Source organism: Asanoa iriomotensis (assembly GCF_016862515.1).
Classification (GTDB): domain Bacteria; phylum Actinomycetota; class Actinomycetes; order Mycobacteriales; family Micromonosporaceae; genus Asanoa; species Asanoa iriomotensis.
On the sequence record NZ_BONC01000022.1, the window covers coordinates 26080 to 46621 of the forward strand.

Annotated in this window: 20 protein-coding genes; 4 read left to right on the top strand and 16 right to left on the bottom strand. The window is 71.4% G+C overall.

Going from position 1 to position 20542, the window contains the following annotated elements; translation table 11 throughout:
- Positions 1-44: 44 nt before the first annotated feature.
- Together Air01nite_RS17205 and Air01nite_RS17210 are read right to left on the bottom strand one after the other, a co-directional pair.
- Positions 45-1760 (bottom strand): solute symporter family protein, encoded by a 1716-nt coding sequence (locus Air01nite_RS17205; RefSeq protein ID WP_203703483.1) that lies wholly within the window; start codon positions 1758-1760, stop codon positions 45-47.
- Positions 1757-2110: a DUF485 domain-containing protein gene (locus Air01nite_RS17210; RefSeq protein WP_203703484.1), complete on the bottom strand. Its 354-nt coding sequence runs from the start codon at positions 2108-2110 to the stop codon at positions 1757-1759. The genes Air01nite_RS17205 and Air01nite_RS17210 overlap by 4 nt, the downstream gene beginning before the upstream one ends.
- Positions 2111-2303: 193 nt before the next feature.
- Between Air01nite_RS17210 and Air01nite_RS17215 the strand changes: the two genes are divergently transcribed.
- A complete protein-coding gene (locus tag Air01nite_RS17215) occupies positions 2304-3044 on the top strand; it encodes a DUF6081 family protein (RefSeq protein WP_203703485.1) in 741 nt (246 codons plus the stop codon).
- On the opposite strand, the gene Air01nite_RS17220 is transcribed toward Air01nite_RS17215, so the two are convergent.
- Positions 3037-3738: an SDR family NAD(P)-dependent oxidoreductase gene (locus Air01nite_RS17220; protein WP_203703486.1), complete on the bottom strand. Its 702-nt coding sequence runs from the start codon at positions 3736-3738 to the stop codon at positions 3037-3039. The two genes, Air01nite_RS17215 and Air01nite_RS17220, sit on opposite strands and share 8 nt — an antisense overlap.
- A gap of 200 nt (positions 3739-3938) precedes the next feature.
- Here Air01nite_RS17220 and Air01nite_RS17225 point away from each other — a divergent pair, with 200 nt between their 5' ends.
- Positions 3939-5468 (top strand): DUF6851 domain-containing protein, encoded by a 1530-nt coding sequence (locus Air01nite_RS17225; protein WP_203703487.1) that lies wholly within the window; start codon positions 3939-3941, stop codon positions 5466-5468.
- A gap of 23 nt (positions 5469-5491) precedes the next feature.
- Here the strand turns inward: Air01nite_RS17225 and Air01nite_RS17230 are convergent, their stop codons facing one another.
- From Air01nite_RS17230 to Air01nite_RS17265, 8 genes are read right to left on the bottom strand one after another with little or no spacing between them, the layout of a single operon-like run.
- Complete coding sequence (locus Air01nite_RS17230; RefSeq protein WP_203703488.1) at positions 5492-6130, bottom strand: isochorismatase family protein; 639 nt, start codon at positions 6128-6130, stop codon at positions 5492-5494.
- A gap of 28 nt (positions 6131-6158) precedes the next feature.
- Positions 6159-6944: a 2,3-dihydro-2,3-dihydroxybenzoate dehydrogenase gene (locus tag Air01nite_RS17235; RefSeq protein WP_203703490.1), complete on the bottom strand. Its 786-nt coding sequence runs from the start codon at positions 6942-6944 to the stop codon at positions 6159-6161.
- Positions 6944-8134, bottom strand: coding sequence for an FAD-dependent monooxygenase (locus tag Air01nite_RS17240; protein WP_203703493.1), 1191 nt, complete (start codon positions 8132-8134; stop codon positions 6944-6946). Before Air01nite_RS17240 ends, Air01nite_RS17235 begins: the two co-directional genes overlap by 1 nt.
- 10 nt (positions 8135-8144) lie before the next feature.
- Complete coding sequence (locus tag Air01nite_RS17245; protein WP_239090761.1) at positions 8145-9452, bottom strand: phenylacetate--CoA ligase family protein; 1308 nt, start codon at positions 9450-9452, stop codon at positions 8145-8147.
- Entirely contained in the window at positions 9449-10210 is a 762-nt protein-coding gene (locus Air01nite_RS17250) for an amidohydrolase family protein (RefSeq protein ID WP_239090762.1), read from the bottom strand. The genes Air01nite_RS17245 and Air01nite_RS17250 overlap by 4 nt, the downstream gene beginning before the upstream one ends.
- Position 10211: 1 nt before the next feature.
- Complete coding sequence (locus Air01nite_RS17255) at positions 10212-11315, bottom strand: 3-dehydroquinate synthase II (RefSeq protein WP_203703494.1); 1104 nt, start codon at positions 11313-11315, stop codon at positions 10212-10214.
- 10 nt (positions 11316-11325) lie between these two features.
- Positions 11326-12162 (bottom strand): 2-amino-3,7-dideoxy-D-threo-hept-6-ulosonate synthase, encoded by an 837-nt coding sequence (locus Air01nite_RS17260; protein WP_203703495.1) that lies wholly within the window; start codon positions 12160-12162, stop codon positions 11326-11328.
- 15 nt (positions 12163-12177) lie between these two features.
- Complete coding sequence (locus Air01nite_RS17265; RefSeq protein ID WP_203703496.1) at positions 12178-13443, bottom strand: aspartate kinase; 1266 nt, start codon at positions 13441-13443, stop codon at positions 12178-12180.
- 206 nt (positions 13444-13649) lie between these two features.
- Between Air01nite_RS17265 and Air01nite_RS17270 the strand changes: the two genes are divergently transcribed.
- Complete coding sequence (locus Air01nite_RS17270; protein ID WP_203703498.1) at positions 13650-15662, top strand: anthranilate synthase family protein; 2013 nt, start codon at positions 13650-13652, stop codon at positions 15660-15662.
- Here the strand turns inward: Air01nite_RS17270 and Air01nite_RS17275 are convergent.
- The gene (locus Air01nite_RS17275; RefSeq protein WP_203703499.1) at positions 15568-16230 is read right to left on the bottom strand and encodes a response regulator; all 663 of its coding nucleotides are present in this window, start codon (positions 16228-16230) and stop codon (positions 15568-15570) included. The two genes, Air01nite_RS17270 and Air01nite_RS17275, sit on opposite strands and share 95 nt — an antisense overlap.
- On the bottom strand, positions 16227-17357 hold the full coding sequence (locus tag Air01nite_RS17280; protein ID WP_239090763.1) for a sensor histidine kinase: 1131 nt from the start codon (positions 17355-17357) through the stop codon (positions 16227-16229). Before Air01nite_RS17280 ends, Air01nite_RS17275 begins: the two co-directional genes overlap by 4 nt.
- Before the next feature lie 121 nt (positions 17358-17478).
- Here Air01nite_RS17280 and Air01nite_RS17285 point away from each other — a divergent pair, with 121 nt between their 5' ends.
- On the top strand, positions 17479-17931 hold the full coding sequence (locus tag Air01nite_RS17285; RefSeq protein WP_203703500.1) for a DUF6069 family protein: 453 nt from the start codon (positions 17479-17481) through the stop codon (positions 17929-17931).
- Here Air01nite_RS17285 and Air01nite_RS17290 read toward each other — a convergent pair.
- The 3 genes from Air01nite_RS17290 to Air01nite_RS17300 all read right to left on the bottom strand — a co-directional run bounded on the left by Air01nite_RS17290 (position 17928) and on the right by Air01nite_RS17300 (position 20542).
- Positions 17928-18353 (bottom strand): DUF6220 domain-containing protein, encoded by a 426-nt coding sequence (locus Air01nite_RS17290; RefSeq protein ID WP_203703501.1) that lies wholly within the window; start codon positions 18351-18353, stop codon positions 17928-17930. The genes Air01nite_RS17285 and Air01nite_RS17290 overlap by 4 nt on opposite strands.
- Before the next feature lie 109 nt (positions 18354-18462).
- Positions 18463-19335: an aromatic prenyltransferase gene (locus tag Air01nite_RS17295; protein ID WP_203703503.1), complete on the bottom strand. Its 873-nt coding sequence runs from the start codon at positions 19333-19335 to the stop codon at positions 18463-18465.
- A gap of 31 nt (positions 19336-19366) precedes the next feature.
- Positions 19367-20542: a hydroxymethylglutaryl-CoA synthase gene (locus tag Air01nite_RS17300; protein ID WP_203703505.1), complete on the bottom strand. Its 1176-nt coding sequence runs from the start codon at positions 20540-20542 to the stop codon at positions 19367-19369.

A 20542-nucleotide genomic window follows, 5' to 3' on the forward strand; every position in this document is an offset into this window, starting at 1 on the left:
GTGTGGGACGGGAGCTCGCCCGCCCCACACCGTTCGCCGTTGGTTCAGTGCGTCTCGCTCAGGGTCCGGCCGGCCCGGTCGAGCCCGTTGAGGCTCGGGGTGGCGGCCTGCTCCGGCTCCTGCCGGGCGGGGACGGTGGCACCGGTCAGGGACCGGACCCGCATCTCCCTGAAGGCGGCGTCGTTGCGCTCCCGGCTGGTCACCGTGCCGATCCAGCCGAACAGGAAGCCGAGCGGGGCACCGAGCAGACCCGGTTCGAAGTCGACGAACTTGAAGTCGGCGTCCGGGAACAGCGCGGTGGGGTCGCCCGACACGCCGTTCGAGAACACGACCATGAACAGCGTCACGGCCAGGCCGCCGTACACCGTCCACATCAGACCCGAGGTGTTGTAGCGCCGCCAGAACAGCGAGTAGACCACCGCGGGCAGGACGCACGCGGCGCCCAGGTCGATCGACGTCGGGATGAAGATGTGGGTGAGCTGCGTCATCATCACCATGCCACCGACGAGGGAGGCGATGCCGATGATCAGCACGTTGCGGCGCATGTCCTTCAGCTCCGCCGGCCGGTCGTCCGGCCGGCCACGCGCGGCCCGCAGGTCCCGCGTGACGGAGGTGACCGCGTTGAGCAGGAGCACCGCGAAGATGGCGCCGACGGACAGCAGGGCGATCGCGCCGAGCGCGCCGGTCGCCCACGAGCCACCCAGCTCGTCCGTGATCTTGGGCAGGGTGATGTCGCGGTGGGCGGCCACCTTGCCGATGGCGTCACCACCGAGGATCGCCACGGCGCCCAGGCCGATGACCACCATGCACGCCCAGAACCCGATCGTGATGATCGCCGCCCAGCCGGCGGTCTGCCGCGCGGCGCGTCCGCTGCGGGCCATGAAGAACCGCATGAACAGGAAGGGCATCCCGATCGCGCCGACGGCGATGGCGAACGCCTTCGACAGGTGGACCCACGGGTCCTGGTCGGAGTTCACCGTGGCGCCCTCGCCGAACAGGCGACCGGTGGTCAGCAGCTCGCCGCGCGGGTTCGGTGCCGCGTTGGCCTCGGCGTCGTTGAGCAGGTCGAAGATGTTCAGCTTGTACCGCGCCAGGATCGCGATCGTCAGCACCGCGACGAACGCCATCATCAGCGAGACCTTGAGCACCAGCACCCGGGTGACGCCGGGCATGCCGCCGACGTAGACCGCCGCGATGGCGATCACGCCGACGATGCCGACCGTCAGGGCGACGACAGGCACGTCCACGGTCGGACTGGTGGTGAACATCCGGCTGGCGACGAAGCCCATCGAGCCCACCGCGATGACGTTGAACATGCCGAAGATGACCAGGGTGAGGACCGCCGACGCCATCCGCGCCGGACGTTCCCGGGCGCGGATCACGAACAGATCGCCGATCGTGTACGCGTTCAGGTTGCGCATCGGGCCGGCGTAGATCAGCACCGCGAGCACGGTGGACATCACGAACGCGGTCAACAGGAGAATGGCGTCGAAGCCGTTCAGCGCGACGTGCCCGACGATGATGATCACCGTGGAATACATGATGCCGCCCGCGACGTGCGCGAGGGCGTTCTGCCCCACGCCGATCCGCCGGCCGGCGAGCAGGTAGTCGGCCTGGTTGCGGATGCCGCCGCGGGCCGAGAACGCGAGTGCCAGTGCCGCGACCGCGAGCACGGCGAAGATTCCGACGGCGATCGGTGGCGCGGCCCAGGTGTTGTCGATCGGCGCCGGCGGCGGCGCCGCGAGGATGTCGGTCCTCATCGGAGACCTCCTTCCAGGTCGGCCCGGATCCGGTCGCTGACGGGATCCAGCCGCTTGCTGGCGAACCGCATGTAGGCCAGACAGACCACGCCCACCAGCACGAACGACAGCACCAGGAACAGGATGCCGACGTTGAGAGGACCACCGACTCCCTGCCGGAACACGCCGGGTGCGAAGGCCGCCAGCACGATGCCGGTGAACCACCACCCGTAGAAGAGGACGCTCGCCCAGACGATGAAGGTATTCGAGCGGCGTTGCAGCGCCTGGAACTGGGCGCTGTCGTACACCGCCGAATACTGGTCGCCGGCTGTCGTCGAGTCCCCCGTGTCCACGACCCCTCCGCTACCCATGACACCTCCTCTGCCCAGGACGCCAGGCCCCAGCCCGCGATCCTGTGAACGGCCCCTGACGGTAGGTACTGCGACAGTCTCGATCAGTGCGGCCCGCGCCCGGCATCGCCCATTCACGGTATGTAGGGACCACTGTGGAAAATGGCGCGGACGAGCGATGTCCGCGGCCCGGAGCGGGGTTGACCGTGGGTCCATGACGTCTGCACTGACGACCGGCGCGTGGACGTACGACGACTTCACCCGCGGCGAGCTCGATCCCGCCCGCTGGGCCGTCATGTCGATCACGGGGGCCGACGGCGGGACGCACCGGTACGAGGACCGCAACGCGCGCGTGCGCACGGGCGACGGGCGGCTCGAGCTGACCGTCAACCCGTTCAGCCGGTTCCACGACACCGACCCGCGACAGAACAACGCCAAGCAGATGTACCGCTCGGTGCGGCGCTTCGCCACACCGCCCGCCGGGCTGCTGACCGTCGAGGTCGAGATGGGCGTGCGGACCTACGGGCAGGTGCCGTACGACCTGCTCGACGCCTTCGGCACGGTGAACCTGTTCGACCTGGAGACCGGCGTGGTCCTCAACGCCGCCGCGACCAACGACACGGTCTACGCGGTGGTCGAACGGTTGGCGCTCCCCGGTGTCACCAGCCCGGACGAGCACTACATCCACCGGGTGGTGCTGGACGTGCCGACCGAGCCGGGGCGCCCGCACCACTACGCCATCTCGTACCGGGCCGGTGCCCGCGAGGTGGAGTTCCACGTCGACGGCCGGCTCACCTACTGGACCCGGCTGCCCGTGCCGGTCGGCGGCTTCAACGCCGGCATGGCGCTGTTCTCCGCCCGGGACCTGTCCCGTTACCCCCGCACGCAACGCGAGCGGGGGCAGGGCGCGTCCGCCTGGTGGGGGCCGTGGCGGATCACGACCGACGTCAGATGAAGGTCTCCCCGCCGTCGATGCTCAGGTTGACGCCGTTGACGGACGGGTTCTCCAGCAGGAACGTGATCGCCCCCGTGCAGTCCCGCATCGTGACCGGCCGCTTCGTGAGCGCCCGCGCCACCGCCGCGTCCCGGGCGGCCGGCTTGTCGCTCCAGAATGGAGTGTCGGCGACGATGCTCGGGTGCAGCGCGTTGACCCGGATCGGGGCCAGCTCCATCGCCAGCGTCCGGACCAGCGCGCCGATGCCGCCGTTGGCGGTCGTCACGGTCGTGGAGCCCGGATAGGGCCGGTGACTCGCGAGGCCGCCGATCAGCACGACGGCGCCGTGCTCCGGCATGCGCGGTGCGAGGACGGACAGGACGGTGGTGTAGCCGACGAGCTTGACGGTCAGCAGCCGGGCTGCGTCGGCGGGCCGGTAGTCGCGGACCCTGTTGTCGTCCCGGTCGAGGGCCGACAGCACGAGCCAGTCGACGCGATCCACGTCGGACAGTTCCCGCGCGGCCCGGTCGGGGTCCGCCAGGTCCAGCGCGAGCCCACGGGTCCGTCCGCCGATCTCGTCCGCGATCCGCTTGGTGCGTTCCTCGGTGCGGCCGGTGATGACCACGTCGTCTCCCCGGTCGGCGCACGACTGGGCGAAGTCGCGTCCGATGCCCGACGTGCCGCCGATGACGACGACGTGCCTGCGCTCGCGCATGGGATTTTCCTTTCGTCGGCCGTTCGCCGACCCTAGCCCCGCGTCGGAGCGGACGCGCACCCCGCGTTCGCGGTATTTCACGTGCCCGACGACGGATCATCGACTACTCGCGTAGGTAGTGGACGGACGCGAGATCCGGCGCGAATCCTGGCTCCCGGAACGCATTCGCGAACCGTGTCGAGAGCGAAGAGGACACCATCATGACCGCAACCGAAGGATTCTCACCAGATCGCAGGTCGCTGCTGCTCGGCGGGCTCGGCACGGCCTCGGCCGCCGTGCTGGGCTCCCTGGCGCACAGCGGCCCGGCCGGCGCCTCCCCCGCTGCAGCGGCTGCCGACTTCGACCTCGACACCGGCAACTTCATCATCGAGCTGATCAGCCCGTTCCAGCCCGCCTTCAACGTCATCGCCCCGATGGACGTGACCGTGCTCCACCGGTTCGTCCACCTGTCGGTCACGTCGTGGTTCGACGCGACCGCGCCGTACCACCCGACGCGGGTGGGTGTGCACTCCCGCCTCGGTCGCCGGCCCTCCAGCGAGGCCGCCACCAACCGGAACCGGACGATCGCCGCGCTGCACGCCAACTACCAGGTCGTGAAGGGCGTGGAGCCGCGGCGGGAGCCGGACTTCCGGGCGGTGATGACCTCCATCGGGCTGAACCCGGACGACGAGTCCGAGGATCGGACCAGCCCGGTGGGCATCGGCAACATCGCCGGCAAAGCGGTGGTCGCGGCCGCGCTGCGGGACGGGATGAACCAGCTCGGCGACACCGGCCGGCGGTACAACCCCAGGCCGTACGCCGACTACACCGGCTACCGGCCCGTCAACACCGCGTTCGAGCTGACGAACCCGTCGCGCTGGCAGCCCGGGCTCGGCCCGCACAGCCGCCGCCTGGGCGGCGGCGGTGGCGACCTGGGCATCTTCGTCGTCCAGCAGATGGCCACACCGCAGCTGCGGCTGGCCAAGGCGCACACCTTCACCGACCCGCGCCAGTTCACCCTCGCCCCGCCGGACCACTCCGACCACACGCGACCGCGGGACTACAAGCGCTCGGTGGACGAGATCCTGGAAGCCTCGGCCGGGTTGACCGACCGGCAGAAGGTGGCGGCGGAGTACTTCGACGACAAGACCATGGGCCTGGGTCAGTCGGTGGGCTTCGCGGCGATCGCCCACCTCGACCGCCTGACCCTGGACGAGATGATCGATCTCGGCTTCACCAGCTCGGTGGCGATCTGGGACGCCATGCTCGCCTGCTGGCACCAGAAGGTGCGGTACGACGCGGTGCGCCCGTTCAGCGCGGTCCGGCACGTGTACGGACGCCAGAAGGTGACCGCCTGGGGCGGCCCGGGCAAGGGCACGGTCGACGACATCCGCGCGGACGAGTGGTCGCCCTACCTGAACACCGGCGACCACCCCGACTACCCGTCCGGCTCCACCGTGCTCTGCTCCGCCGAGGCGCAGGCGACCCGGCGGTTCCTCGGTGACGACGTGCTGAACCTGCGGCACGTCGCGCCCGCCGGCTCGACCCTGAAGGAACCCGGCCGCAGCCCCGCCACCGACGTCGAGCTGTTCTATCCCACCTGGGACGCCTTCGTGAAGGACTGCGCCTACAGCCGCCTGTGGGGTGGGGTGCACTTCAAGAAGACGGTCGAGCGGTCGATCCCGTTCGGCGAGCAGTTCGGCGACCGCGCCTACGACTGGGTGCAGCGCTACATCAGAGGCCAGGCCTGACCCCGCGCGCCTGGAGAGCTGTCTCAGCTCTCCAGGTGCGCCAGCACCTCGGCCAGCGACAGCGGCACCGCGCAGCGGTCGGCGGCGTAGCGCAGCGCCATGAGGTGGTCGTCGAGCGAGAGGTCCGCCAGCGCGTCCGCCACCAGGAACGGCTGGATGTCCCGGCTGAACGCGTCGCACGCGGTGATCAGGCAGCCCATGTGCGCGTACACGCCGCAGACGACGAGTTGGTCGCGGCCGGCCCGCCGCAGGCGTTCCTCGAGGTCGCTGCGGAAGAACGCGCTGTAGCGCCACTTGGTCAGCACCGTGTCGCCCGGCGCGGGAGCCACGTCGTCCGCGATGCCGCGGTCGTCCTCCGCGACGCCCATGCCGGGACCCCAGAAGTCGTGCAGCAGTCCGCGGTCGGCACTGCTCATGCCACCGGGCTGCGCGGTGTAGAACACCGGCACCCCCGCCGCGCGGGCGCTCGCGAGCAGCCTCGTGACGTTGGCGACCAGGTCGGTCACCGGTGACTGTCCCGCCGGGAACGGGCGCAGGAAGTAGCGCTGCATGTCGTGCACCAGCACCGCCGCCCGGTTCGGACGGGGTCGCCACGGCACGGTCGGGCCGGGCAGGTCACCGCCGCGGGGCATGGGGTACGGCGCGATCGGGGCCATGGGCATGGTTCGCCTCCAGCTCGGTCCAGCGAGGTCAGACGTGCAGAGCGGCGCCGCCGTCCACGTACAGGTCGTGCATCGTGACGTGACCGGCCTGGTCGGAGACGAGGAACGCGACCGCCTCGGCCACGTCCCGCGGCTGGGCCACCTTGCGCAGCGGGATCCCGATCTTGTACGCGGCTGGCGTTCCCTCGATCACCTTCGTGAAGTCCGCGCCCTCGCCGACCATCGCGCGCAGCATCGGGGTGTCGGTCGAGCCGGGCGACACGACGTTGCACCGGATCCCGTAGTCCGCGAGCTCGAGCCCCAGGCACCGGGTGAACTGCGCCGAGGCGGCCTTCGAGGCGGCGTACGCGGCCATCTCCGTGCGCGGCACACCGGCGGCGTTGGACGCCACCGTCACGATCGAGCCGCGGCGGCGGCCGACCATCCGCCGGGCGACCGCGCGCGACACGAGGAACACCCCGCCGGCGTTGACCGAGAACGTGTCGCTCCACTGCCGGTCGGACAGCTCGACCACCCGGCCGGTGTGCAGCACGCCGGCGGCGTTGACGAGGATGCCGATCGGCCCCAGGTCGTCCTCGACGCGCGCCACGAGCGCGTCCACGGCGTCGCCGTCGCACACGTCGACCACGTACCCGCGGGCGGCCTCGCCTTCGGCTTCGAGCTTGGTCACCACGGTGGCGAGCGCCTCCGCGTTGCGGTCCACGGCGGCGACGGTCGCGCCGGCACCGGCCAGCACGCTCGCGACCGCGGCACCGATGCCCTGTGCCGCACCGGTGACCAGTGCGACCGTCGACTCGATTCCGGTCAGTTCCATCAGCTGCTCCCGACGGTCGTGGTGGCGTGGTCGGCGTCGTACGCGAAGAGCCATTCGTGCTGGTCCAGCCCGGAGGTGAGCTGGGCGGCGGTGTCGCGGCGGCGCTGCGCGTCCCCGTCGCCGAGGTGGAACGTCCGCGCGTTGGCCCGGGACCGGCGCTGGAGCTCGGTGACCCGGGGCAGCCGGACCTCCTCGTAGCGGCGCACGGCGGCGGCCAGACCGGCCGGGCCCGCCTCCGCCAGGCAGCGCGCGAGGACGACGGCGTCCTCGACCGCCTGGTTGGCGCCCTGCGCCTGGAACGGCAGCATCGGGTGCGCGGCGTCGCCGATGACGACCACGCGTCCCGCGCCGAGCCGGTTGATGCCGTCCCGGTCGTGCAGCGCCCACCGGCTGACCCGGTCGGCCGCCGCGATCAGCCGCGTGACGTCCGGATGCCAACCGGCGTACGCCGCCGCCAGCGCGGCGGGATCGCCCCGCGCCGTCCACGACTCCTCCCGCCAGTCGGCGGCCGGCACGGTCGCACCGAAGCTGACCTGCCGGCCGGCGGAGACCGGGTAGGACACGACGTGCTTGTCCGGCCCGAACCACAGCCGCACCGCGGGGTCGGCGAGCAGGAACGGCACCCGATGCGCCGGCACGAGTCCCCGGTAGATCGTCTGCCCCGAGTACCGCGGCGCGTCGGTCACGATCTGCTCGCGAACCACCGAGTGGATGCCGTCGGCGCCGACGACGAGGTCCGCCGCCACCGTCGCGCCGTCGGCCAGGTGCAGCCGGGCCTCGTCGCCGCCCTGCGTCACGGCCACCAGCCGCGCACCGAGGTGCACCCGGTCCGCGGCCACGACCGAGAGGAGGCCGGCCTGGAGGTCCGCGCGGTGCACGGTGTAGTAGGGCGCGCCGAAGCGGCGGTGACACACGTCGCCCAGCGGGGTGCGCTGCAGCAGCGTCGCGTCGTCGAAGCGCCGCATCTCGATCGCGCCGGGCGCGACCGCCACGGCGCGCAGGCGGTCGCGCAGGCCCAGCCGGTGCAGCAGCCGGGTCGCGTTCGGTGCGAGCTGCACGCCGGCACCCACCTCGGTCAGGTGCGGGGCCTGCTCGTAGACGTGGCAGTCGATCCCGGCCCGTCGAAGGGCGGCGGCGAGGACGAGGCCGGCGATCCCGGCCCCGACCACCGCTACCCGCAGCTGCGGCATGTCGTCTCCGTCAGTAGTAGAGGAGCGCTTTGCCCCAGTCCTCGCCGGGCCCGAACAGGCTGCGCGGCTTGACCACGTCCGGCATGCTGGTCAGCGCCTCGTGCGGGATCAGGGTGCCCGGAGCCAACCCGACGACCTCGCTGTCGACGCCGAAGACGTCCCGCACCTTGGCGGTCAGCTCGGCGACGGCCGCGGCCCGGTGCTCAGGGGCCACCTCGATCTCGATGCGCAGCACCGCCGGTTCCGCCCGCGCCCGCCAGAACACGACGCCGTGGGAGTCCGGCAGCGAGAACACGACCTCCTCCAGCCGGTGCTGGGTGACCGTGGCCGCGCCGACCGCGTAGCCGAAGGCCGCGCGCCCGAGGACCTGGACCGTCGGGAGGTTCCAGCCGCACGCGCAGTCGGCGTAGGAGACCGACACGTTGTCCTCGAGGTTGTAGCGCAGCAGCGGCATCGCCTCGCGGAACAGCGGAGTGACCACGAGCTGGCCCTCGCCCTCCACGTCGACCGTGCCGGTGCGCGGGTCGTAGACCTCGAACAGCGCGCGGTCGGCCCACAGGTGCATCCGGCCGTTCGGGCACTCCCCGGCGAGGCTCCCGGTCTCCGTCGATCCGTACTCCTCGATCACCGGGACTCCCCACAGCCGGCTGATCCTGGCCCGGCGGGCGTCGGTGAGCGGTTCACCGCCGACGAACAGCGCGCGCAGCGCGGGGAAGTCGGCGCCGGGCCGGTGCCCGGCGGCCGCCGCGGTGGCGGCCCAGATCAGGCATTCGGTCGGCACCGACCAGGTCAGGGTGACGCCGAGGTCGTGCATGACCCGGACCACGCGGGCGTACGGCATGGCCAGCGAGCGGTTGTCGCCGGGCACCACGGTGGCGCCGTGCAGCCGGCCGGCGGCGTGCGCGAGATGCCCGGTCAGCAGCAGCGCGTACGGCGTGCGCACGAGGAAGACGTCCGCGGCCGACATCCCGATCCACTTGCGGGCGAAGCGCTCCGCCAGGTCGACCCAGTCCTCCGCCGTGTAGTACGACGGTGTCGGCTGCCCGGCCGTGCCGCTCGACTCGTGATAGGTGGCGAGCCGCTCCTTGGGCACGGCCAGCATCCCGAAGGGGTAGTTGTCCCGCAGGTCCTGCTTGCTGGTCAGCGGCAGGCCGGCGAGGTCGGCGGCGGTCGTGGGCAGCGCCGTGGACGCGAGCGACCGGCGGTAGAAGGGCGAGCGGGACGCCCAGGTGATGGTCTGCGCGAGTTGCTTCTCCTGCAGGCGCCGCAGGTCCTCCGGCCCGTGCCACTGGCCGAGCTGGGGCAGGATCGAGGTCACCGGGGCTCCTCTCCGAGCAGTCGATGTGCGTTGTCCCAGGCGATCTGCCGCCACTGCTCGGCCGGCATCCGCAGGGCCTGGAACTTGGCCAGCTCCACGGTCGGATGTTGGAGCGGGTACTCCGAGCCGAACACCACCCGCTGCGCGCCGAGCCGGCTCACCGCCGCCTCGGCCACGCACGTGTAGCCGCCCGAGGTCTCCAGCAGGATGTTGGCCTCGTCGCGGATCAGGGTGAGCGCGTAGAGGTCGATGTTGCCGATCCCGCTGTGGCCCAGCACGAAGCGCACCGTCGGGTGCTGCCGCGCCAGGGTGACCAGGTCGGCGACGCCCGCACCCGGACGGTCCAGGCACACGACGTAGACCGGGTGGCCGAACTCCGCCGCGACGCCGACGAGCGCGGCGACGCGGGCGTCGGCCAGGCCGATGCCGTGCACCGCGGGCGAGATCTCCAACCCGCGGAACTCGCCGGCCCGGTCCTGGTAGGCCTGCGCCGGCCGGTGCGGGTTCGCGAAGAAGAACGGCACCAGCCGCCCGCCGGTGCCCGCGCAGGCGGCGAGCACCGCGTCGTTGTCGGCGTCGGTCTCGACGTGCCCGCCCAGGACGAGCTGGCGGGAGAGCCGGTCCAGGTCGATGGTGCCGCCCGCGCACACCACGGCCCGGTCGAGCCCACACTCATCCAATGTGGACAGCAGGCGCGCGCCGGCACCCGGCCTGGGTGCCAGGCGCACGTGGAAGTCCAGCACCGGTTGCGTGCTCACGTCACTTCTCGATGCAGAACTCGGCGATCGGGTAACCGACGTGGCGCTGCTCGACCGGCAAATAGCCGAGCACCTTCGCGCCCGGCGCCAGCTCCGTGACGTTGAGCACCGTGCCGCCCGGACCGAGCACCCGGACGTGCCAGTCGTCCTGGACGATGAGGTTCACCGTCACCCCCGAGGGCGAGACCGCGTCGATCGCGAGGAGCGGACGAGTCTCGATCTTGACCCGGCCGACCGTGACGACCCGCGCCTTGCCCTTCGCGTCGACGGCGAGCACCCGGCCGCCGGAGACGAGCTCGCTGAGGTAGTTGGTGCGCCCGTTGGCCGACAGCGTGTAGGAGTGCAGCGCGCCGGCGTTGACCCGGAACGGCCGGGTCGGCATGTACGGCAGGGGGTGGGTCTCGCTGCAGCACAGGATCATGCCGGTCGAGTGCGAGCCGACCAGGATGCCCTCGTCGAGCCCGAAGTTCGTGCAGGTGTCGACGCAGGCGCGTTCGCCCATGCCCACCCGCCGGATCCCGGTGACCTCCAGCTCCACCAGCGACAGGTCCGCCGCCGTGCTGACCGCGGCGGCCTTGAGCTCCGTCGCCGCGCCCACCGCCGCGGGTGCGAGCATCACACCGTCGGAGCCGTGCTCGAGGACGCCGAAGACGATCTGCGCCTCCTCGACGTCCGCCACCTGGGTGATGATGCTGCCGTCCGCGCCGGCGGCGGCCGCCAGCACGATCTCCAGCGGGATCTTGGTGGGGTCCCGGAAGTAGAGCAGGCTCCACTTCTCGTGGCGGGCGGCGCGGCACGCCTCCTCGAGGCTGTCGGCGTCGACGATCTCCACGTAGCGGCCGAACTCCTGGTCGGGGAACCGGCCGGCCAGCACGGCCGGGTCGCCGTGCCGGTCCGGCTCGACGATGACCAGGTCGGCGGGCTCCAGCTTCTCGGGCAGCGGCAGGTTCCGTGGGAACAGGACCTTCTTGACCGTGGGGGGAAGCGACTCCAGATCGGCCGGGTCGGCCGCCACGATGGCGTCCACCCGCTGATGGAGGGCCTCCTCGACGATGGCCTCCTTGGCACCGTCGACGTTACGGATGTCCAGCCAACACAGCTTCACAGGTCTCTCCTCAGCGGATGGTCGGGGACGTCAGGGCGAGGTGGTCTTCGATGTCGTACTGCCCGGGGACTTGTGCTGGTTCGTGCACCAGCCGCGCGATCCTGGCCGCCATCCGCCCCGGTTCGTCGGCCTGGAAGACGTTGCGTCCCATCGCCACCCCGGCGGCGCCGCCGCGCAGCGCGTCGCACACGTAGGCGAGCACCGCGTCCGCGTCGGCCGCGCGTGCGCCGCCGGCGACGATGACGGGGATCGGGCAGCCGCGAACCGCGTCGGCCATCCGTTCGGGCGTACCCGCATAGTCGATCTTCACGACGTCGGCGCCCAGGTCGGCCGCGAGCGTCGCGGCGTGCGCCAGCAACTCCGGCGCCCGCCCGTCGGCGATCTGCGGTCCGCGCGCGTAGACCATCGCGAGCAGCGGGACGTTCCAGCGGTCGCACTCCCCCGCGACGGCGGCCAGGTCGGCGACCTGCCGCGCCTCCTGCGGCGATCCGAGGTTGACGTGCACGCTGACCGCGTCGGCGCCCAGCCGCAGCGCTTCCTCGACGTCCGCGACCAGGTACTTCGCGTTCGGATCCGGCGCGTGCCGGGTGCTCGCGGACAGGTGCACGATCAGCGACATGTCGCCGAACCAGCGGTGGTCGACGTGCCGGAGGCTGCCCTTGTGGAGCACCACGGCGTCGATGCCGCTGCCGGCCAGCTCGCCGAGGAGGGAGTTCAGCAGATCCGAGCCCAGCGGCCCGTCGGTGACGGAGTGGTCGAGCGGGACGACGACCAGCCGCCCGTCTCCGTGGCGGAACAGGCGCCGCAGGCGCAGGGCCCGGGCGAACGAGGCGTTGAGTACGGCCATGGTGTGCTGCCTCTCTCAAGCGGTGGCGGAGACGAGATCCGTCGGCTCGTGCCGGTCGAGGTGGAACTCGCGGTGCAGGGTCTCGACGGCGTCGGCCGTGCGTTCCCGGGGCACGATCACGGAGATCCGCATCTGCGACGTGGAGATCCAGCTCGTCGGGATCCCGGCGGTGGCCAGCGCCGCCATGAGCCGGGCCGTGTACTCGGGACGGCTCAGCAGCCCCATGCCGACCACCGAGACCTTGCCGACGTTCTCGTCGAAGTGGACGCCGCCGCCGAAGCCGGCGGTCAGCTCGTGCAACGCGGTCCGGACCGCGTCGGCCTGGCTGCGCTTGACGGTGAACCCCATCCGGAACTCACTCTCGTACTGCCCGGACCGGGCCACCAGGTCCACCACCGTCCCGCTGGCGGCGAGCACCGCGAACACGTCGGGCGCCAGGTCCCGGCGGATCTCGCGGCAGTGCACCAGCACGCGCGCGACGTCGGTGTCGTGGGTCACCGCCACCACGGCCCGCCGTGTCTCCAGTGGACGGACGTCCTCCCGGTCCACGACGGTCGTTCCCGGCGCCTGCGACGACGCGTTGAGGACACGCACTTCGACCCCTTCCATCGCGGCGAGCTCGATGCACCTGGTGTGCAGGACCCGCGCGCCGGCGAACGCCATCTCCGCCATGACGCCGGGATGCACCCACGGCAGGAGCCGCGCCGCGGGCAGGATGCGCGGATCGGCGCTGAACACCCCGTCCACGTCGGTGTAGATCTCGCAGGCCGACGCCCGCAGCCGCGCCGCCAGCGCCACCGCGGTCGTGTCGGAGCCGCCGCGCCCCAGGGTGGCGATGTCGCCCCTGCGGTCGACGCCCTGGAATCCCGTGACCACCGCGACCTTGCCGGCGTCCAGCGCCTCCCGCACGCGCACCGCCTCGATGCGGGAGATGAGCGCGTCGCCGTGGCGGTCCGTGGTGTGTATCCCCGCCTGGGGCCCGGTCAGCGAGACGGCGGGCACGCCGAGCCCGTCGAGCGCGAGGGCCATCAGCGCCGCCGACTCGGCCTCGCCGACCGCCAGGAGCTGGTCCAGCTCGCGCGACGAATCCACCGCACCGACGTCGGCCGCCAGTCGCAGCAGGTCGTCCGTGCGGCTGCCGCGCGCCGAGACGACCACGGCGACCCGCGTGCCGCGCCGCCACGCCTGTGCCGTGCGGGTGGCGGCACGACGGACGTGGTCGAGCGTGCGCAGCGAAGTGCCGCCGTATTTCTGCACCAACACATTCACGGTCGTTTTCACCGCCTCCCCGAAGTGGTACGCGGTCGACAGTAAATGCGGCTTCGACCGTCCGGCTACGACGCGGACGGGTGGTGCCGGCTATTCAGCGGTTTACGCCACACGGCCGCGTTAACGCGAATACGGGATGGTGCTTTCACGTCATGTGCGGACGCCTTTCGCCACCGCAGTATCGGGATGCGACCGAATCTCGTGCGAGGGGAAGCGACATGGACTGTACGGATTCGCGCACGGCTGACGCACTGGCGGGGCTCGGAACCGACGGGCGCGGCTTCGCCCTGGTCTACCGGCCGAGCGCGGGCCCGGGCGCCGGCGTGACGGTCCTGACCGGAGACGTGTCGTGTGTGGACAGTCTCGCCGACCTGCCGTTGCCCGGCGAGCCCGCCGACGGGGCGGCGCACGACCTGCTCGTGGCCGTCCCGTACCGGCAGATCACCGAACGCGGCTACGACTGCCACGACGACGGCGCACCGCTGCTGGCGATGCGGGTGCACGGGCAGGCCGAGCTGACCCGCGGGCAGGCGCTCGCGTTTCTGCCGGACGACGACGTACCGGTGTCGGGCGCGGGTTTCGACATCAGCGACGAGGACTACGCGGCGATCGTCAAGCGGGTCGTCGCGGACGAGATCGGGCAGGGCGCCGGGTCGAACTTCGTCATCCGGCGCTCCTACGTCGCCCGGCTGGACGACTACTCGGTCCGCGCGGAGCTCGCCATCTTCCGCCGGCTGCTGGCCGGCGAGGCCGGGTCCTACTGGACGTTCCTGTTCCACACCGGCGCGGGGACCTTCGTCGGTGCGTCGCCGGAGCGGCACGTCAGCATGGTCGACGGCACCGTCTCGATGAACCCCATCAGCGGGACCTACCGGCACCCGCCCGCCGGACCGGAGATCTCCGGGCTCCTGGAGTTCCTGAACGACCCGAAAGAGGCGAACGAGCTCTTCATGGTCGTCGACGAGGAACTGAAGATGATGGCCCGCATGTGCGCGGTCGGCGGCCAGGTGCACGGTCCGTTCCTCAAGGAGATGGCGCGCCTGACCCATTCCGAGTACGTCCTCACCGGCCGCAGCGACCTCGACGTGCGCGAGGTGCTGCGGGAGACGTTGCTCGCACCGACCGTCTCCGGCAGTCCGCTGGAGAACGCGTTCCGGGTCATCACCCGCCACGAGGCGACGGGTCGCGGCTACTACGGCGGCGTCCTCGCGCTGGTCGGCCGCGACGCCGGCGGCGGCCGCACCCTGGACTCCGCGATCATGATCCGGACCGCCGAGATCGGCGGTGACGGCACGCTGCGGCTGGGCGTCGGCGCCACGCTGGTCCGCGACTCGAACCCGGAGTCCGAGGTGGCCGAGACGCGGGCCAAGGCGGCGGGCATGCTGGCGGCTCTCGGCCTCGGTGCCGCGCCCTCTGCCGGCGCGCCCGTCACCGAGGCACGGATCTCACCTGCCGAGCATCCGCTGGTACGCGTCGCGCTGGAGACCCGCAACGCCACGCTGTCCCGCTTCTGGCTGGACGGCGCGCACCGGCGAGCCCCGGTGCCGGAGCTGGCGGGCCGCCACGTGCTCGTGGTCGACAACGAGGACCTGTTCATGGGGATGCTCGGCCACCAACTGCGCGCGCTCGGCCTGCGGACGACGCTCACGCGGTTCGACGACCCGCTGTTCCCGCAGGGCTACGACCTGGTCATCGTCGGCCCCGGCCCGGGCGACCCGGGCGACGTGACCGACCCGCGGATGGCGACGCTCCGCTCACTGACCCGTGAGCTGCTCGCCGGCACCGTGCCGTTCCTGTCGATCTGCCTCGGGCACCAGATCCTCGCCGCCGAGCTGGGCTTCGACGTGGTCCGGCGCGGGGCACCCAACCAGGGCGTCCAGAAGCGGGTCGACCTGTTCGGCCGGCCGGAGCTCGTGGGTTTCTACAACACCTACGCCGCGCGGTCGGCACACGACGTCGTGCGCCACGGTCAGCGCGGACCCGTCGAGATCAGCCGCAACCCGGAGACCGGGGAGGTGCACGCCCTGCGCGGCGCGGGCTTCCGGTCGGTGCAGTTCCACCTCGAGTCGATCCTCACCCAGCACGGACCGCGGATCCTCGGTGACCTGCTCGTCTCGCTGCTCGGGGACGCCGAGGTCAGCGCATCCTGGGAGCGACCAGTCCGGACTCGTACGCGAAGACCACGAGCTGAGCACGGTCCCGCGCCCGCACCTTCGTCATGGCACGGTTGATGTGGGTCTTGGCGGTCAGCGGGCTGATCACCATGTGGTCGGCGATCTCCTCGTTGGACAGGCCCTGCGCCGCCAGCGCGACGGCCTCACGCTCGCGGTTGGTCAGCTCGTCCATCCCCGAACCGGGCTCGACGCCCAGCGGTTGGGCGACGTACCGGCTGATCAGCATCCTGGTGATGGACGGTGCGAGCAGCGCGTCGCCGCGCGCGGCGACGCGCACGGAGTGCAGCAGGTCCTCCGGCTCGATGTCCTTGACCAGGAACCCGGCGGCGCCGGCGCGCAGTGCGTGGAACACATATTCGTCGAACCCGTAGTTGGTCAGGATGACGACGCGGACACCCGCGAGGTCGGGGTCGGCGGCGATCCGCCGGGTCGTCTCGATGCCGTCCATCACCGGCATCTGGATGTCGACGAGCGCGAGGTCGGGCTGGTGCTCCCGGGCGAGGGACAGGCCCTCCTTGCCGTTGGCGCCCTCGGCCACCACCGTGATGTCGTCCTCCGCGTCGAGCAGCGTGCGGAAGCCGTTGCGCAGGAGCGGCTGGTCGTCGAGCAGCATGATGCGGATCATGAGATCTGTGCCACCGGGAGCTCGGCCTGGACGGTGAACCCGCCCTCGTGCCGGGGTTCCGCCCGCAGGCGGCCGCCGAGAGCGGTGACGCGTTCGCGCATGCCCACCAGCCCGACCCCGGGCGTCGCGGCGGAGCCCGGCTTGGCCGTGCCGTCGTCGTCGACCCGGATGGTGAGCCCGTCGGGCAGGTAGGCGATCCGGATCGACGCCGTGGCCGAGCCGGAGTGCCGAGCGGTGTTGGTCAGCGACTCCTGGATGATCCGGTAGGCGGTGCGGTCGACGGCGTCGGGCACGCCCTGCCGGTCACCCTCGACGGTCAGCGTGGTGGTCAGCCCGATGCCGCGCGCACCCGCCAGGAGCTCCGGGAGGTGGTCGAGCCCGTGTGCGGGCGACTCGTTCTCGTCGCGGAGCGTCTCCAGCGTCGCCCGCAGCTCCCGGCTCGCCTCGCGGCTCGCCTGCTGGATCGCGAGCAGGGACTCCGCGACCTCCTCACCGCGCTTGCGGGCGATGTGGACCGCGACCTCGGACTGCACCTTGATGATCGAGATCTGATGGGTGAGCGAGTCGTGCAGCTCCCGCGCGATGTGCAACCGCTCCTGGGTGGCGCGGAGCCGCGCCGTCTCCTCGCGGGTGCGCTCCGCCTCGTCGGCCCGCCGCTCCGCCAGCCGCAGCGCCTCACCCGCGGCGGCGGCAGCCACCAACCAGGCGATCTCGAGGACCTGGCGCGCCTGGGCGAGCGCCTCGGCGGCGGGGCCGTCGAGGGGCGACGCCATGATCGCCAGCGGCAGACAGACGAGCATGACCAGGCTCGCCACCAGGGAGACGATCCGGTGGCCGGCCCGGACGGCGGCATAGACCGCCCACAGGTAGCCGGCGGCGGGCACGTCGAAGCCGATCGCGTTGTAGCCCAGCACGCACAGACCCGTGACGACCAGGACGGGGATCGGCGCCCACCGGCTGATGCCCAGGGCGAGGCCGCTGATCACCAACAGGACGTAGCCGAGCACGTCGAGGTCGGTGCCGGGGTGGTCGGAGGCCAGCGCGACGATCAACAGCGCCGTCGCGATGCAGATCGCGACGGCCCAACTCCGCAGCCGAACCCGAACAGTGGACATGGCCGTCCTCATGGTGGCACTTTAGCGGCACCGGGCCGCACGGGAATCCTGCCTGCGAAGGAATGCCGACTACTGCATCCACAGTAGTCCGTGCACGCTTCTGGGGAATCCTGCTGAAATCTACAATAGACACATGGCCGCGGTAGCACCGGAATCCCCGTCCTCGCCCCGGTTCGCCCGGGCCCTACGCACCGGCCCTGTGTGGTTGGTCGGCATCCTGGCCACCCTGGCCGCCGCCGTCGTGACGGAGGCGTTCACGCTCGTCGCCCGCGCCGCCGGCGTCCCGATGGACGCGGCCGGCGTCTGGGAAGATCACGCTCAGCACATTCCCGTCGGCTACATCGCCCGCAGCGTGGTGCTCTGGTCGATCGGCGGGATCGTCCTCGCTGCCGCGCTGGACCGCTGGGCCAAGCGGCCCGTGCGCACCTTCGTCGTCGCCACGGTCGCGTTCACCGTCCTGTCGCTCGCCGCACCCGCCCTGGCCCGGGACACCGCCGTGTCCACCCAGATCGTGCTGGCCGCGGCGCACGTGCTGGCCGGCACCGTGGTCATCACCGTCCTGGCGAAGCGGCTGGCGGGGCGCTAGCGGGTGGCCGCCGGCGCGCTGTGCGCCGGGGCCGGCGCCGCGCGCGATGCCACCAGGACGCTGCGGAGCACCGCCATGATGATCAGACCGTTGACCGCGTGGAGGCCGAACGCGAACTGCCCGGCGGCCGTGGTCGTGCCCTCGTCGCCGAACCCCTTGGCGATGACCGCGATCACGGGCTGCAGGAGCGCGAGGCCGGCGACCAGGCCGGACAGGCCGATGACGCGACCCGGCATCCGGGCCACGGCCGCGGCCAGCGTCAGCACGATCGCCAGGGCCACGGTGAGATAACCGAGCGAACGGTGCGGCTTGAACGCCTCGTCGACCGGCGCGTCGTCGAACGCGCCGCTGCCGGCCAGGAAGAACTGCACGACGACGACGACCATCAACAACGCCGCAAGTCCAGCGAACGCTTTACGCATGGGAGAGCCCTTTCGGGTCGAATGGTATCGTGCCGACGATATTTCCATTAATGGTGGCCGGTGTCCACGACTGCGTTTGCAGTAGTGGGTCTTCATCCGCAGTAGGCGATCAGATGAAATTCACCGCGTTGGGCTTCCATTTATAGTGCGACTCGAGCTTGTAGTACTCACCGCGCGGGGTCAGCGCGACGCCGTACACGAATTTGCGGTCGTCGCCGCCGTAGGGGACGCTGCGCACGAACTTCTCGATCTCGGGTTCGACGGGAACGGGGAGTTTCGTCAGGTCGGTGGTGGCGGCGGCATAGCAGATGCGTTCGATTTTCGGCGAGTCCCAACCGAGCGTCACGTAGAGCCCGAACGCCTTCTCACCGAGTTTGAGCATCTGCTCGCTGGGCGTCGCCATTCCGATTTCCCGGAGGGTCGACAGAATCGTGTCCGGCGCGAAGCTCTCGGCCGGCACCTCGTTGAAGTAGACGTTCACGGTCCGGTTGGCATAGTCGATGCCCAGCACGCCGACCCGGTCGTCCAGGCCGTGGCGCGCGAAGAACCCGACGTTCTCGGCGAGGCTGCGCGGCATCGACGGTATGTCGGCGAGCTTCGACGCCTCCTGCAGGTCGTCCGGTGTGAACGCGCCGTAGATCTTCTTGAACCCGCCGACGACGCCGAAGTCGATGCCGTGGCTCTCGACGAAACACCGGTCGTGGATGTCCGCGAGCAGGGTGCCGACCGGGTGGTCCGTCTTCGGGGTGAGGCCGTGCGACAGGGCGACGGCGTACGGGTCCCGGACGTCCGGGTGGGTCCTGAAGCGACAGTCCAACTCCCCCGCGTGCCGCAGCGCGGTGGCCACCCGGAACGCGACCACGGCGGCGGGATGCGAGAACGCGTCCTCGTACGTCGACAGGATGGGCCAGACCGTGTCCCGGTGGCAGGCCACGTCCAGCAGCCGGGCCGACTCCTCGACGGTGGCGTACAGCTCCGCCATTTCCGATGTTCCTGACATCACCCCTCCAGGGCTATCGCGGCTCGTAGATGCGCTTGTGGCCGGACAGGCCGGCCAACCGGAACGGCCCCGTGGTCTCGTGCGGCACGGGGTGGTGCCCCCCGTCCGCCGGAAACGCGTGCTCGTGGATCTCGCGGTACCGGGCGTAGTCGATGTCGTGTCGCCGGCTGACCACCGCGCGGTGCGCCGCGGACCGCAGGTGCGCCCGGTAGCCCGGCACCACCCGGCCGGCGAAGAACTCGGCGACGGCGCCGGACCCGTAGCTCAGGAACCCGATCGCCTGTTCGGAGAGGTCGTCGGCGTTGTCGAGCAGCGCCGCCAGCGCCAGGAACAGCGAAGCGGTGTAGCTGTTGCCGATCACGGCGTTGTACGCCGTCGTGTGCCCGACCGCGTGGGCGACGGCGGCGTCGTCGACCTCCCGGCCGCAGCAGTTGAGCAGGTGGTGGTGCGCCTTGTGGGCCATCCGCGTGAAGGGCTGGTGGTAGCAGAAGGCGCGGAACGCGCCGAGCGGGTGACCGCCGCGCTCGGTGTAGTCCTTCCACGTGCCCTCCACCGCCTGCAGGTAGGCGGAGATGGACTCGCGCCCGTCGACCAGCGCGGTCGTGCGGTAGTTCGGCCGCCAGAAGTCCATGACGTCGGCGGTGAACAGGCCCGACGGGTCCTCGACCCGCAGCACCGCGGGTGCGGCGCTGACCAGCATCGCCACCGCCGCGGCGCCCTGGGTCGCCTCGCCGGCGCTGCCGAGGTCGTACCTCGAGACGTCGCTGGCGATCACGAGGACCTGCTCGGCGGGGTCACGATGGACGAGGCTGATCGCGAACTGCAGACCGGCCGCGCCGCCGTAGCAGGCCTGCTTGAGCTCGACCACCCGGGTCGCCGAGGGCAGCCCGAGCAACGAATGGACGTGGATGCCGGCCGCCTTCGCCTGGTCGACGGCCGTCTCGGTGGCGAAGACGACCGTGCGGATCCGGTCGGCGCCGTGCCGCTCGACGATGGGCGCGGCGGCGGTGGCCGCCATCGTCACGATGTCCTCGTCGAGGGCGGGCACGCTCATCGAGAGCTGGCCGATGCCCCGCTCGTACTTGCCGACGGGCGCACCGTTCTGCGCGGCCAGCGTCGCGTGTGTCAGCACGTACTCTGTCGATGCGATCGAAAGGTCGTGAATTCCGATGGCGATCTCGCCGGGCAT

Coding starts and splice junctions, on each gene's coding strand:
- Air01nite_RS17270 (WP_203703498.1), top strand. CDS start 13,650: ATGGACTGTACGGATTCGCGCACGGCTGACGCACTGGCGGGGCTCGGA.
- Air01nite_RS17220 (WP_203703486.1), bottom strand. CDS start 3,738: ATGCGCGAGCGCAGGCACGTCGTCGTCATCGGCGGCACGTCGGGCATC.
- Air01nite_RS17235 (WP_203703490.1), bottom strand. CDS start 6,944: ATGGAACTGACCGGAATCGAGTCGACGGTCGCACTGGTCACCGGTGCG.
- Air01nite_RS17240 (WP_203703493.1), bottom strand. CDS start 8,134: ATGCCGCAGCTGCGGGTAGCGGTGGTCGGGGCCGGGATCGCCGGCCTC.
- Air01nite_RS17275 (WP_203703499.1), bottom strand. CDS start 16,230: ATGATCCGCATCATGCTGCTCGACGACCAGCCGCTCCTGCGCAACGGC.
- Air01nite_RS17205 (WP_203703483.1), bottom strand. CDS start 1,760: ATGAGGACCGACATCCTCGCGGCGCCGCCGCCGGCGCCGATCGACAAC.
- Air01nite_RS17300 (WP_203703505.1), bottom strand. CDS start 20,542: ATGCCCGGCGAGATCGCCATCGGAATTCACGACCTTTCGATCGCATCG.
- Air01nite_RS17290 (WP_203703501.1), bottom strand. CDS start 18,353: ATGCGTAAAGCGTTCGCTGGACTTGCGGCGTTGTTGATGGTCGTCGTC.
- Air01nite_RS17285 (WP_203703500.1), top strand. CDS start 17,479: ATGGCCGCGGTAGCACCGGAATCCCCGTCCTCGCCCCGGTTCGCCCGG.
- Air01nite_RS17210 (WP_203703484.1), bottom strand. CDS start 2,110: ATGGGTAGCGGAGGGGTCGTGGACACGGGGGACTCGACGACAGCCGGC.
- Air01nite_RS17230 (WP_203703488.1), bottom strand. CDS start 6,130: ATGCCCATGGCCCCGATCGCGCCGTACCCCATGCCCCGCGGCGGTGAC.
- Air01nite_RS17295 (WP_203703503.1), bottom strand. CDS start 19,335: ATGGCGGAGCTGTACGCCACCGTCGAGGAGTCGGCCCGGCTGCTGGAC.
- Air01nite_RS17260 (WP_203703495.1), bottom strand. CDS start 12,162: ATGGCCGTACTCAACGCCTCGTTCGCCCGGGCCCTGCGCCTGCGGCGC.
- Air01nite_RS17215 (WP_203703485.1), top strand. CDS start 2,304: ATGACGTCTGCACTGACGACCGGCGCGTGGACGTACGACGACTTCACC.
- Air01nite_RS17225 (WP_203703487.1), top strand. CDS start 3,939: ATGACCGCAACCGAAGGATTCTCACCAGATCGCAGGTCGCTGCTGCTC.
- Air01nite_RS17280 (WP_239090763.1), bottom strand. CDS start 17,357: ATGAGGACGGCCATGTCCACTGTTCGGGTTCGGCTGCGGAGTTGGGCC.